This window comes from Pseudomonas sp. W15Feb34, assembly GCF_023127765.1.
Lineage (GTDB): Bacteria > Pseudomonadota > Gammaproteobacteria > Pseudomonadales > Pseudomonadaceae > Aquipseudomonas > Aquipseudomonas synxantha_A.
Map to the genome: position 1 here is coordinate 115,907 of NZ_SPKN01000025.1, position 12,587 is coordinate 128,493.

The following is a 12,587-nucleotide window of genomic DNA, read 5'->3' on the forward strand; positions in this document are numbered from 1 at the left end:
GGAGGTGCTCCATGTTCAAGCCCCTGGCGCTGGTCGCTGCGGTACTCACGGCATTCAGCCTGAATGCCTTCGCCAAGACCGAGTTGACCGTGTACACGGCCCTCGAAGCCGAGCAATTGAAGACCTACAAAAAAGCCTTCGAGCAGGCCAACCCCGACATCGAGATCAAGTGGGTACGCGATTCCACCGGCATTATCACCGCCAAGCTGCTGGCTGAAAAAGACCGCCCGCAGGCTGACGTGGTGTGGGGCCTGGCCGCCTCCAGCCTGGCGATCCTCGACCAGCAGGGGATGCTGGACAACTACGCGCCCAAGGACCTGGACAAGATCGGCAAAAACTACCGCGACGCCGCCAACCCGCCGGCCTGGGTGGGCATGGACGTGTGGGCCGCGACCATCTGCTTCAACACCATCGAAGCCGAAAAGCTGGGTCTGACCAAACCGGTGAGCTGGCAGGACCTGACCAAGCCTGAATACAAGGGCAAGATCGTGATGCCCAATCCGGCGTCCTCCGGCACCGGCTTCCTGGATGTCAGCGCCTGGTTGCAGACCTTCGGCGAGAAGCAAGGCTGGCAATACATGGACGACCTGCACCAGAACATCGGCCAGTACGTTCACTCCGGCTCCAAGCCGTGCAAGTTGGCGGCGTCCGGTGAGTTCCCGATCGGGATTTCCTTTGAATACCCGGCGATTCAACTTAAACGCCAGGGTGCGCCGCTGGACATCATCCTGCCGAAAGAGGGCCTGGGCTGGGAGATCGAAGCCACCGCCGTAGTCAAGGGCAGTGCACACGCCGATGCGGCAAAAAAACTCGCTGACTTTTCCGCCAGCCCAGCGGCGATGGAGCTGTACAAGGCTAACTTCGCCATCCTCGCCCAGCCGGGTATCGCCAAGCCGCAGACCGAATTGCCGGCCGACTACGAGCAGCGCCTGATCAAGAACGACTTTGCCTGGGCCTCGAAAAACCGCGACAGCATCCTGACTGAATGGCGCAAGCGCTATGACGGTAAGTCGGAGAAGGTGGCGGGTCAGTAAGGTTTTCGTTAGGGCTTATGGCCCCTTCGCAGGCAAGCCAGCTCCCACATTTGAAGGTATTCACACATCAAAATGTGGGAGCTGGCTTGCCTGCGATAGCGGCTTCGAATTCAGGACATCACTCCATGACACACCACAGCGACCTGCTGATCATCGGCGCCGGCATCCTCGGCCTGTCCCACGCTTATGCCGCCGCCAAGCGCGGCCTCAAGGTCAAGGTGTTCGAGCGCAGCGCCACGCCATTGGGCGCTTCTGTGCGTAACTTCGGCCAAGCCCTGGTCACTGGCCAGCCGCCGGGGCCGATGCTGGACCTGGCCCGCCAGAGCCGCGAGATCTGGGGCCAATGGGCGCAAACGGCGGGCCTTGCGCTCAAGCGCAATGGTTCTTACCTGTTTGCCCGCACGGAAGCTGAAGAACATCTGCTCGAAGCCTTCTGCGCCGGGCGTGCCCGCGAACACGGCTACAACGTCGAGCTGCTGCAAGGCGCTGCGATGAAGGACCTGTATGCCGGCCAGTTCCGCCACCACCGCGCGGCGCTGCACGGCAAGGACGATCAGCAACTGTATTCCCGCGAGGCGATCCCGGCGCTGATCCATTACCTGAGCCAGCACCTGAACGTGGAGTTTCATTTCTCCACGCTGGTACGCGACGTCGAACCGGGCCAATTGCACAGCACGGCCGGCAGCTTTCGCGGCGAGCAGATCATCGTCTGCTCCGGCCACGACTATCAGACCCTGTTGGCCGAATCCATCGCCCCGCTCAACCCGCAAACCTGCCGCCTGCAAATGCTGCGCGCCCGGCCGGTGGTCAACCTGAACCTGCAACACGCCCTGCTCACCGGCCTGAGCTGCGTGCACTACGGCGCCTTCGCCGACCTGCCGGAGGCTGCCGCAGTGCAGGCGCAGATCCTGCGCGAAACACCGTACCTGCAGGAGCACGGCATTCACCTGTTGATCAGCCCTACACCCCATGGCGAACTGATCATTGGCGACTCCCACCATTACGACAGCGACCCGTCGCCCTTCAATGCCGAGCGGGTAGATGACTGGATGATCGAGCTGGCCGAACAGACCCTGGGCTGCAAAATCCAGGTGGTCGAACGCTGGCAAGGCGTCTACGGCGCTCGCGGGCCCGGGCCGTTCTCGTTTGTGCAGGCAGCACCCGGTGTCAGCGCTGCGTTGATGCACACCGGCGTGGGCATGAGCGTGGGGCCGGCGATGGCCGAGCGAAATATCAGTACCTTGTGGGGAGAGACGTGATGAGCCCGGTGCTCGAACTTGATGTACTCAAGGCCAAGGCGGCGAGGCTACTGGCAGCGAAGATGGGCCTTACACAATAAGCCGATACGCCGCCTGGAGCCCTTGTTGTTACCTCACTAAGGTGCTTGCTTCACCCATTAAGAGAGCAACACTGATGCACTATTTGAAAGCCATCGCCCAAGACCTGCAAGGCAACGGTCATGCCGATACGGTCATTTTGCATTTCTATCAGCAACGGCCGGGTCGTCCCGATGAGCTGATCCACGATATCGTCGGACAGGAAATGACCTCGAATGCAAAATGGGGAGGGCATAGTAAACCCGGTTCGCTGGACCTGGATAAGCGCCGGATCGCGACTTTCGCCGACAGCTTCGTGAAACTCAATTGGTTTAACCCGGCAAGCCATTGGCAGTGTGCGCTCGTCATCTATGTGGATGATTTCAGCGACGCGGGACGGCCGGATTCGGTGAGGCTGGAGTTCCGTGAGAGCAAGGTGTCCGAGGGGAAAACATTACTGGTCTCCAGAACCATGGACTATGACGTCGACAGCGACAGCGTGTTGGAAACCGCTACCACCAATAGTGATGTCGACCGCAACGGGGTAGCTGAAAACGCTGATAAAGAACTGGTTCGCTCGCTATGCAAGGCGTTCCTGGGGTTGAATTGGTGAGCGCTTTAAGCGCGTCACGCTTCGTTGAGCTGTTCAGCCAATGTTTCGACCTGTTCCTGACGCTCGGCCTGGCTCAGCTTGGCGTGGGGGTTGAGGGATGACCATTGCGGATAGGCGCGGGCCTTGTGCAGCGCGTCGGGCAGCTTGCCCTCGCGCCAGGTTTTGTCCTGGGGCGTGTCGACCTTGATGCTATGCATCGCCGCATGCCCGCGCAGACTAAGGGCCTTGAGCAACTGACGTTGGCGCAAGGCGAGCAGGCGCAGCACGCTGTCGTCGACGGTCAGCTCGCGTTGGCCTTTGATCTTGCCCAGCAGGCGGCTGCCGTAGCTGCGTGCGGTTTGCAGGGCGCCACCGGCGATAGCGCCGGCCAGTGCCGCAGCGCCAAGGGTCAGGCCGCCGACCAGGAGGTCCACGCCAGCACCGGCAGCGGCACCGGCGGCGATTCCGCCACCGACCCGTACGCCAAGTTGCTTGAGGGTTTCGGGGTTGAACAAGTCATCGCCCCAGCGACCGTCGAGCAATGGCAGGTCGCTGGCGGCGGCATCTTGTGGGCGAAAGCCGAACAGTTTGAGCAGGGCTTCAACACACTTTTGTTCCCGTTGGCGCACCGCTTTGCGCAGATCGCCGATGGCTTGCTGTTCATCTTCGGTGACGACGCTGCGACGGCAGGCCGCGCAGTCGATCAGCAGTTCGGCGATCAAGCGTGCGGCGCTTTGCTGGCGGGCCTGGCGTTGGGCCTCTTGATCGAGGATCAGGCGTTCCAACTGCGGGCGGGAGTTTTCCAGCAGCAGGGCCAGGCTTTCATACAGGCGACGTTCACCGTCTTCCGGCGGCGCCACGCTGTCGAAGCGCACCAGCGCGTGCAGGCCGAGGCGGGCCAGGGCTTCGCGCCAGTCCGGCTCGCGCTGGTCGCTGCTGGTGACGAAGTTGAGCACCGGCAACAAGGGTTTGCCGCAACTGGCCAGCACTTGCAGCTCATCGCGGTACTTGGCCAGCACCGGCTCGCGGGCGTCGATCACATACAGGCCGGCGTCCGAGGCCAGCAATTGGCGTAACACCTTGGCTTCCTGTTCGAAACGCTGGCGCGCTTCGCTGCCCTCCAGAAAACGCGCCAGGCGAGCGGGACCGTCCAGGCGTTCACCGGGGCGATCCAGGCGCTCCAGATAGTCGAGCAGGGCGATGGCGTCTTCCAGGCCGGGCGTGTCGTACAGCTCCAGCAAGGCTTCGCCATCCACCGACAAGCGCGCGCCTTCGACATGCCGCGTGGTGCTGGGGCGATGGGAGACTTCGCCGAAGCCCACGTCACGGGTGAGGGTGCGCAGCAGTGAGGTCTTGCCGACATTGGTGTGGCCGACCACGGCGAGTTTCAGCGGTTTAGTCATGCCCGGTCTCCAGCCAGTTCAGCGGTGCGCAATCGGCAAACGGCAGCTCAAGTTGTTGCAGTGCGGTGTGCCAGTCACCCAGGCGTTCGGCGTCCAGCGCCTGGCCGGGCGGCGCTTGCAGCAGCCATACACGGGTGGCGGTGGCGCTGCGCGCCAGTTCGGCGATCAACGCCAGGCTGCCACGGTCCGGCGAGCGGCGCGGGTCGCAGACGATGACCAGACGTGCGGGCGGGAAACGGCTGAGTTGTTCCAGCAGCTTGTTCCGCGATTCACGGCTGTCGAGGATGCCGGCGTTTTTAACGTTGCTGGGCAGTTTGGGTGGCCACGGGTGGTGATCGTCGAGTTCGATGGCCACCAGCAAGGCGCCGTCGCTGTCCATCTCGCTGACGCCGCCGCTGACGTGGTGCAGCTGTTCGGGCGCGGCATCGTTGACCCCAAGCCGTTCGCTGCTAGGCATCAGGCGTTCGCGCAGTTGGGCGTAGCCTTGCAGGTTGAGGTCCAGGCGCAACGCCGCACGCCCGATTTTCCAGCGCCACAGGCAGAACAGGGCGAGGATCAATCGGGGCAGCAGGCCGTAGACCAGCAACACGCCCACCAGCCAGGCGGCCCAGGCTTGGCGGGCGTTTTCGATATTCAGGGCTGAATCACCGCTGGCGCGGATCATGTCGACGGTTGGCACATTGAAACCCAGCAAAGCGGGCAGGCTGCCGAGGGCCTGGGTCACGGCGACAAACGTGTCGGCGCCGAGAATGGTGGTTTCCCACACAAAGCCGTAACGACGGGTGGCGAGCAGGGTCAGCAGGATCACCATGGCGCTGAGCAACGCCAGCAGCCACAGGCTGTTGACCAACACACCCACCGCCCAGCGATTGAGTTTTTGCCGTTGCAACAACAGCAGCAACGCTGGCGCCAATTGTGCGGCTTTGGCGTCACGCGCCAGTTTCTCGCTGAGCCATAACCACAGGCGCCCAAGGCTGGCGCTGTGTTCGCCAGCAAACAGCAGCCCCAGGGCCCAACTGACCAGCAGGATCAGGTTCAACCCGAGCAGGCTGCCCAGGGCCCAGAACACGTTCACCGGCGTCAGGCCATTGCCCAGCGCAGCGAATGCCAGGCCGGCGCCACTGATCACGGCCACGACCGCCAGTAAGATCAGCGCCAGGCGCGCGCCTTGCAGCCAGCGCGTGAGGGCACCGGTCAGGCCATCGCGCTCGGCCAGGTGCAAGGCGCGTTGGGTAATACGCGTCGACAGGTCGCCCCCGGCCGTGCGGGCCAGGCGGTTGGCTTCCAGGTCTTCCAGGGGGCCGGCGTGTTCTTCACGCAGGCGCACGGCTTCTGTCAGCCAGAGTGTGTGCAGAGGAGTCAGTGCAGTCACGCGCCATCCTGTTGTTTCAGTGAAGGTGGAGCATAACCGCTGACTCGCGGCTCTGGTATTCTCGTCGCCATGAAAAAAACTCTCCCTTTAAGCCTGATCGCAGCCCTCGGTGAAAACCGCGTGATCGGCGTCGACAACAGCATGCCCTGGCATTTGCCGGGGGATTTCAAGTATTTCAAGGCCACCACGCTCGGCAAGCCGATCATCATGGGGCGCAAGACCTGGGATTCCCTGGGTCGACCGCTGCCAGGGCGCTTGAACATAGTGGTCAGCCGTCAGACCGATCTGACGCTTGAAGGTGCGCAAGTTTTTCCGTCATTGGAAGCAGCGGTGGAGCGTGCCGAGGAGTGGGCCAAGGCCCAAGGCGTGGACGAGCTGATGTTGATCGGCGGTGCGCAGTTGTATGCGCAGGGACTGCAGCAGGCCGATCGCCTGTACCTGACGCGGGTGGCGCTGAGCCCGGAAGGGGATGCGTGGTTTCCAGAGTTTGATAGGAACCAGTGGAAGCTGGTGTCGAATGTCGAGAATCCGGCCGAAGGTGATAAACCGGCCTACAACTTCGAAGTGTGGGAAAAAGCCTAAAAGCATCGCAGGCAAGCCAGCTCCCACATTTTGATGTGTGAATACATTCAAATGTGGGAGCTGGCTTGCCTGCGATAGCGGTCTATCAGACCTGCGCTAACTCGGCATGCTCATCGGCATCCAGCAACGCTTTATCCGTCTGCCCCATGATCTGGCTGGTAATCGCCCCCGCCGTCATCGAACCATTCACGTTCAACGCTGTACGGCCCATGTCGATCAGTGGTTCCACCGAAATCAGCAACGCCACCAGTGACACCGGCAAGCCCATGGCCGGCAGTACGATCAGCGCGGCAAAGGTCGCACCACCGCCCACACCGGCGACGCCCGCCGAACTCAAGGTCACAATCGCCACCAGGGTCGCGATCCACAGTGGATCCAACGGGTTGATGCCTACGGTCGGTGCGACCATCACCGCCAACATCGCCGGGTAAAGACCGGCGCAACCGTTCTGGCCGATGGTCGCGCCAAACGAAGCGGCGAAACCGGCGATCGACTGGGGGATACCCAGGCGGCGGGTCTGCGCTTCAATACTCAAGGGGATCGAGGCGGCGCTGGAGCGGCTGGTGAAGGCAAAGGTCAGTACCGGCCACACCTTGCGGAAAAAGCGCAGCGGGTTGATCCCGGCCAACGACAGCAGCAGGCCGTGCACCACAAACATCAGGCCCAGGGCCAGGTACGACACCACCACGAAACTGCCCAGCTTGATGATGTCTTGCAGGTTGGAACCGGCGACCACCTTGGTCATCAGCGCCAACACGCCGTACGGGGTCAGCTTCATCACCAGGCGCACCAGGCGCATCACCCAGGCTTGCAGGGTGTCGATGGCGTTGATGACCTTCTGGCCCTTTTCCACATCATCCTTGAGCAGTTGCAGCGCGGCTACCCCGAGGAACGCGGCAAAAATCACCACGCTGATGATCGACGTCGGCTTGGCCCGGGCCAGGTCGGCGAACGGGTTGGCCGGCACGAACGACAGCAGCAACTGCGGGATATTCAGGTCGGCGACCTTGCCTGCGTAATCACTCTGGATCACTTGCAGGCGCGCCATTTCCTGGGTGCCGGCCACCAGGCCCTCGGCGGTGAGGCCGAACAGGTTGGTCAGGCCGATGCCGATCAGCGCCGCGATGGCCGTGGTAAACAACAGCGTGCCGATGGTCAGGAAGCTGATCTTGCCCAGGGACGAGGCGTTATGCAGGCGCGCCACGGCACTGAGGATCGAAGCGAACACCAGCGGGATCACGATCATTTGCAGCAACTGCACATAGCCATTGCCGACCAGATCAAACCAGCCGATGGAGGCTTTGAGCACTGGATTGCCGTCGCCATAGATGGTGTGCAAGGCCGCACCGAACAGCACGCCCAGAACCAAAGCGAACAGGACCTTCTTGGCCAGGCTCCAGTTAGTCCGACGGGTTTGTGCCAGGCCCAGCAAGAGGGCCACGAACACCAATAAATTGAGAATCAGGGGCAGATTCATTGAAGCTCCGTTGAGAAGGCAGCCAATCGCGTGAGCCTGCGATTGCGAACCGGGAAGCCTAACAGCTTGAAATATATTGATTTAATACCAATATGGAATGGTGACTGTCGTTTTTGGAATAAGCGCTTGGCGCTCAGGCGTATGCCCTTGGCGCAATCACGACGTCAGCGGTCGTGCCCGGACGCTAACTGTCATACCGATTTGTTAGCGTCGATGTCTTTCACTTGAGGGAGACAACGCCTATGAAGCTCGCGCCGAAACTACTCTTATCCGCAGCCTTTTGCCTCGGACTCGCCAGCCAGGCGTTTGCCGCCACCGAGTTGAAACATTGGCCGGCACCGGCCGCCAAGCAACTCAACGAAATGATCGCCGCCAACGCCAACAAGGGTAACTATGCGGTGTTCGACATGGACAACACCAGCTACCGCTACGACCTTGAAGAGTCGCTGCTGCCGTACATGGAAAACAAGGGCCTGATCACCCGCGAAACCATGGACCCATCGCTCAAGCTTATCCCCTTCAAAGACACCGCCGACCATAAGGAAAGTCTGTTCAGCTACTACTACCGCCTGTGCGAAGTCGACGACATGGTCTGCTACCCTTGGGTTGCGCAGATTTTTTCCGGCTTCACCCTCAAGGAACTCAAGGTGCAGGTCGACGAGCTGATGGCCTCCGGCAAGCCCGTACCCGTCAGCTATTTTGAAGGCGACGTGGTGAAAAAAACCGAGATACAGCCACCGAAAGTCTTCACTGGCCAGGCCGAGCTCTACAACAAACTGATGGAAAACGGCATCGAGGTGTATGTGATGACCGCCGCGTCCGAGGAACTGGTGCGCATGGTCGCGGCCGATCCGAAGTACGGCTACAACGTAAAGCCCGAGAACGTCATCGGCGTGACCACGATGCTCAAGGACCGCAAGACCGGCGAGTTGACCACCGCACGCAAGCAGATCACCGCGGGTAAATATGACGAGAAGGCCAACCTCGGCCTGGAGCTGACGCCCTATCTGTGGACCCCGGCGACCTGGATGGCCGGCAAGCACGCGGCGATCCTCACCTACATCGACGAGTGGAAAAAGCCGGTGATCGTCGGCGGTGATACCCCGACCAGCGATGGTTACATGCTGTTCCACGATGTGGATGTGGCCAAGGGTGGCATCCATTTGTGGATCAACCGTAAAGACAAATACATGACCCAGCTTAACGGCATGATCGCCAAGCACGCGGCGGCGCAGGCCAAGGAAGGGCTGCCGGTGACTGCGGACAAGAACTGGGTGATCGTTAAGCCCGAGGACATTCAATAACAGACTGAATGCGGTCAAAAATGTGGGAGGGGGCTTGCCCCCGATAGCGGTGAGTCAGCTACAAATTGACTAACTGAAATACCGTCATCGGGGCAAGCCCCCTCCCACATTTTGACTTTCATTGTTCCTAGGGTTATCTCCAGGCAAAAAAATGCCCCGCATCTGGCGGGGCATTTTGATGCGCGGGGCTTACAGGCCGTCGAGCATTGCCTTGTTACGTACAGCACCCTTGTCGGCACTGGTGGCCAACAATGCGTAAGCCTTCAACGCAGTAGTGACTTTCCGCGGGCGTTTTTCTACCGGCTTCCAACCCTTTTTGTCCTGCTCAACCCGGCGTGCCGCCAGTTCTTCATCGCTGATCAACAGGTTGATCGAGCGGTTCGGAATGTCGATCAGCACCTTGTCACCATCCTGCACCAGGCCAATCGCGCCACCGGCAGCGGCTTCCGGGGAAGCGTGGCCGATGGACAGGCCCGAGGTGCCGCCAGAGAAACGCCCGTCGGTCAGCAGCGCGCAGGCTTTGCCCAGACCTTTGGATTTCAGGTAGGACGTGGGGTAGAGCATCTCCTGCATACCCGGGCCGCCTTTGGGGCCTTCGTAGCGGATGATTACGATGTCGCCTTCCTTGACTTCGTCAGCGAGGATGCCGCGTACCGAGCTGTCCTGGCTTTCGTAGATCTTGGCGCGGCCTTCGAAGACGTGGATGGACTCATCCACACCCGCGGTTTTCACTACGCAGCCGTCGAGGGCAATGTTGCCGTACAGCACGGCCAGGCCGCCTTCCTGGGAGTAGGCGTGCTCGACACTGCGGATACAGCCGTTTTCACGGTCGGCGTCCAGAGTGTCCCAACGGGTCGACTGGCTGAATGCGGTCTGGGTCGGGATGCCGGCCGGGCCGGCCTTGAAGAAGGTGTGCACGGCTTCGTCGTCAGTCTGGGTGATGTCCCATTTGGCGATGCCTTCGGCGATCGACTTGCTGTGCACGGTCGGCAGGTCAGTGTGCAGCAGGCCGCCACGGGCCAGGGAACCGAGGATCGAGAAGATCCCGCCGGCGCGGTGCACGTCTTCCATGTGGTACTTCTGGATGTTCGGCGCGACCTTGCACAGTTGCGGCACATGGCGGGACAGGCGGTCGATATCGCGCAGGTCGAAGTCGATCTCGGCTTCCTGGGCGGCGGCCAGCAAGTGCAGGATGGTATTGGTGGAACCGCCCATGGCGATGTCCAGGGTCATGGCGTTCTCGAACGCCTTGAAGTTGGCGATGTTGCGCGGCAGCACCGACTCATCGTTCTCGGTGTAATAGCGTTTGCACAGCTCGACGATGGTGCGGCCGGCCTGCAGGAACAGTTGCTCGCGGTCGCTGTGGGTGGCCAGTGTGGAACCGTTACCCGGCAAGGCGAGACCTAAGGCTTCTACCAGGCAGTTCATCGAGTTGGCGGTGAACATGCCGGAGCACGAACCGCAGGTCGGGCAGGCGCTGCGCTCGTATTCCGCGACCTTCTCGTCAGAAGCGCTGGAATCGGCGGCGATCACCATGGCGTCAACCAGGTCGAGTCCGTGGGACGCGAGCTTGGTCTTGCCGGCTTCCATCGGGCCGCCGGAGACGAAGATCACCGGGATGTTCAGGCGCAAGGCAGCCATCAACATGCCGGGGGTGATCTTGTCGCAGTTGGAGATGCACACGATGGCGTCGGCGCAGTGGGCGTTGACCATGTACTCCACGGAGTCGGCGATGATCTCGCGGCTCGGCAGGGAATACAGCATGCCGTCATGGCCCATGGCGATGCCGTCGTCCACGGCAATGGTGTTGAATTCCTTGGCCACGCCGCCGGCCCGTTCGATCTCGCGGGCGACCAGTTGGCCCAGGTCCTTGAGGTGGACATGGCCCGGTACGAACTGGGTAAAGGAGTTGGCAATCGCGATGATCGGCTTCTTGAAGTCGTCATCCTTCATCCCCGTGGCACGCCACAGTGCGCGGGCGCCGGCCATGTTGCGGCCGTGGGTGGATGTTTTCGAGCGGTAATCTGGCATGGAGCACTCCGGGCGGCTAATCACTTATTAATCAGGTGCAAAGGGGAGTGAGCTTCTAATTGACGACTGGAACACCCGAAAAATGGCCGTGTGTCCGGAAGTTGCCACTCGCATCGCGGGATCGCCGCTTGCTTGGGCCTCGAGCTCATAAACCCGCCGGGGGATGACTGGCGATGAATAGGGCCGATTCTACACCGCTGGCGGCTGGAGGGAATGGCCGTAACCTTGAAGATAGCCGCTACAGGACATGTGGGCGCTGCTTGATCTGCGCATTCAGGGCGAGCCCGGCGGCACTCAGGGTTAGAAAGCACAGGGCTAGCGCGGTGGTCAGGTTGGCGGTGGCCAGGTTGATCACCAGGCTGATCAGGCCGCCGCACATGAAAATCAGCAAGCTACCGGCAGAGGTCGCCGTGCCAGCCAGTTGCGGGTAGAGGCTCATGGCCTTGGAGTTGGCGATGGGTCGACAGATGGTGGTGCCGGCTGTGCAGATCAACATCGGGATCAGCACCGTGGCGGCCGACAGGCCGAACTGCCAGGCCAGCCAGAGCATGACCAGACCTGAAACAGTGATCAGCAACAGGCCAGTGTTGATTTGCCGGTCGGCGTCCATTTTGCGATGCAGGATACTGGCAATCACTCCGCCGCAGACGTAGGCCGTGCCATATAGCAGCAATGCCCAGGCGAATTGATACGTCGACAGGTTCAAGCGCTCCATGAAGATCAGGGGCGACATCACGATAAACGAGAAATGGCAGGCAAAGGCCAGGGCGGAAATCAACCAATAGCTGACGAAACGGAGGTCGGAAAACAGCAGCCAATAGCCGTTGAAGAACTGTAGCGGTGAAGGGCGATGGCTGCTGCGCGAGTCGTGCAGCAGGCGTGCGGACCAGAGCCACACCACTGTGGCTAACACGATAAACACGTAAAAACTCGCCTGCCATCCGCCATAAATTTGCAGCCAGGTGCCCATCAGTGGCGAGCTTGAGATGAACACTCCGCCGGCGGTGGTCATCCAGATTCGAATTCGTTGCAGCTCCCGTCCTGTAAACAAGTCCTGGATAAGCGCCTGCGACAGGGCAAACGCCCCGCACCCTACGGCCTGAACCACGCGAGAGCCGATAAACCAATTGAAATCCGGGGCCAGCAAACAACCGGCTGCACCCAGCGCCGATAAGGCAATACCTGCCAGCAGCAGTTTTTTGCGGCCGAACATGTCAGACAACGGGCCTATCAGCAGTAACGAGACGGCCAGGCCAATGGCAAAAATACTGACGGACTGGGCGATTTCTGAAGGCGTGTGGCCAAAGTGATTGGAGAGGGCGGGAAAGGATGGCAGGACTACGTCGAGGGGGAAGACTGCGAGCAGGGTCATGGTCATCAACAGTACGATGAAATATGACTTGTTTGGTGTGGCTGTACTAATAGGCATCAACCGGACCGCTCTATCCTTCCTTGCTGGGGGGAGGAGAGTCGGTG

At 61.0% G+C, this 12,587-nt stretch carries 10 protein-coding genes; 5 read left to right on the top strand and 5 right to left on the bottom strand.

Going from position 1 to position 12,587, the window contains the following annotated elements; genetic code table 11:
• The first annotated feature begins 11 nt into the window (after positions 1–11).
• The 3 genes from E4O97_RS11340 (at position 12) to E4O97_RS11350 (ending at position 2,963) form a co-directional block, all read left to right on the top strand.
• Entirely contained in the window at positions 12–1,034 is a 1,023-nt protein-coding gene (locus tag E4O97_RS11340; RefSeq protein ID WP_228309091.1) for a putative 2-aminoethylphosphonate ABC transporter substrate-binding protein, read from the top strand.
• A gap of 125 nt (positions 1,035–1,159) precedes the next feature.
• Positions 1,160–2,293 carry a TIGR03364 family FAD-dependent oxidoreductase gene (locus E4O97_RS11345; RefSeq protein ID WP_248161374.1) on the top strand — a complete coding sequence of 378 codons (1,134 nt, stop codon included), beginning with the start codon at positions 1,160–1,162 and terminating at the stop codon, positions 2,291–2,293.
• A gap of 154 nt (positions 2,294–2,447) precedes the next feature.
• Entirely contained in the window at positions 2,448–2,963 is a 516-nt protein-coding gene (locus E4O97_RS11350; RefSeq protein ID WP_248161375.1) for a hypothetical protein, read from the top strand.
• Between the two features lie 14 nt (positions 2,964–2,977).
• On the opposite strand, the gene E4O97_RS11355 is transcribed toward E4O97_RS11350, so the two are convergent.
• Together E4O97_RS11355 and E4O97_RS11360 are read right to left on the bottom strand one after the other, a co-directional pair.
• Positions 2,978–4,345, bottom strand: coding sequence for a DUF3482 domain-containing protein (locus E4O97_RS11355; RefSeq protein WP_032878894.1), 1,368 nt, complete (start codon positions 4,343–4,345; stop codon positions 2,978–2,980).
• The gene (locus tag E4O97_RS11360) at positions 4,338–5,717 is read right to left on the bottom strand and encodes a DUF2868 domain-containing protein (protein ID WP_078822569.1); all 1,380 of its coding nucleotides are present in this window, start codon (positions 5,715–5,717) and stop codon (positions 4,338–4,340) included. The genes E4O97_RS11355 and E4O97_RS11360 overlap by 8 nt, the downstream gene beginning before the upstream one ends.
• A 69-nt stretch (positions 5,718–5,786) precedes the next feature.
• On the opposite strand from E4O97_RS11360, the gene E4O97_RS11365 reads away from it, so the two are divergent.
• Positions 5,787–6,299: a dihydrofolate reductase gene (locus tag E4O97_RS11365; RefSeq protein WP_005792310.1), complete on the top strand. Its 513-nt coding sequence runs from the start codon at positions 5,787–5,789 to the stop codon at positions 6,297–6,299.
• An 85-nt stretch (positions 6,300–6,384) separates the two neighbouring features.
• On the opposite strand, the gene E4O97_RS11370 is transcribed toward E4O97_RS11365, so the two are convergent.
• Positions 6,385–7,776 carry an L-cystine transporter gene (locus tag E4O97_RS11370; RefSeq protein WP_216090440.1) on the bottom strand — a complete coding sequence of 464 codons (1,392 nt, stop codon included), beginning with the start codon at positions 7,774–7,776 and terminating at the stop codon, positions 6,385–6,387.
• Between the two features lie 242 nt (positions 7,777–8,018).
• Here E4O97_RS11370 and E4O97_RS11375 point away from each other — a divergent pair, with 242 nt between their 5' ends.
• On the top strand, positions 8,019–9,080 hold the full coding sequence (locus E4O97_RS11375) for a hypothetical protein (protein ID WP_032878898.1): 1,062 nt from the start codon (positions 8,019–8,021) through the stop codon (positions 9,078–9,080).
• 189 nt (positions 9,081–9,269) lie between these two features.
• On the opposite strand, the gene ilvD is transcribed toward E4O97_RS11375, so the two are convergent.
• Both ilvD and E4O97_RS11385 read right to left on the bottom strand, forming a co-directional pair.
• Positions 9,270–11,111 carry a dihydroxy-acid dehydratase gene (gene ilvD / locus E4O97_RS11380; RefSeq protein WP_005792304.1) on the bottom strand — a complete coding sequence of 614 codons (1,842 nt, stop codon included), beginning with the start codon at positions 11,109–11,111 and terminating at the stop codon, positions 9,270–9,272.
• 238 nt (positions 11,112–11,349) lie between these two features.
• Positions 11,350–12,540, bottom strand: a complete 1,191-nt coding sequence (locus E4O97_RS11385; RefSeq protein ID WP_216090439.1) for an MFS transporter — start codon at positions 12,538–12,540, stop codon at positions 11,350–11,352.
• Positions 12,541–12,587 lie beyond the last annotated feature (47 nt).

Coding starts and splice junctions, on each gene's coding strand:
- E4O97_RS11340 (WP_228309091.1), top strand. CDS start 12: ATGTTCAAGCCCCTGGCGCTGGTCGCTGCGGTACTCACGGCATTCAGC.
- E4O97_RS11345 (WP_248161374.1), top strand. CDS start 1,160: ATGACACACCACAGCGACCTGCTGATCATCGGCGCCGGCATCCTCGGC.
- E4O97_RS11350 (WP_248161375.1), top strand. CDS start 2,448: ATGCACTATTTGAAAGCCATCGCCCAAGACCTGCAAGGCAACGGTCAT.
- E4O97_RS11355 (WP_032878894.1), bottom strand. CDS start 4,345: ATGACTAAACCGCTGAAACTCGCCGTGGTCGGCCACACCAATGTCGGC.
- E4O97_RS11365 (WP_005792310.1), top strand. CDS start 5,787: ATGAAAAAAACTCTCCCTTTAAGCCTGATCGCAGCCCTCGGTGAAAAC.
- E4O97_RS11370 (WP_216090440.1), bottom strand. CDS start 7,776: ATGAATCTGCCCCTGATTCTCAATTTATTGGTGTTCGTGGCCCTCTTG.
- E4O97_RS11375 (WP_032878898.1), top strand. CDS start 8,019: ATGAAGCTCGCGCCGAAACTACTCTTATCCGCAGCCTTTTGCCTCGGA.
- ilvD (WP_005792304.1), bottom strand. CDS start 11,111: ATGCCAGATTACCGCTCGAAAACATCCACCCACGGCCGCAACATGGCC.
- E4O97_RS11385 (WP_216090439.1), bottom strand. CDS start 12,540: ATGCCTATTAGTACAGCCACACCAAACAAGTCATATTTCATCGTACTG.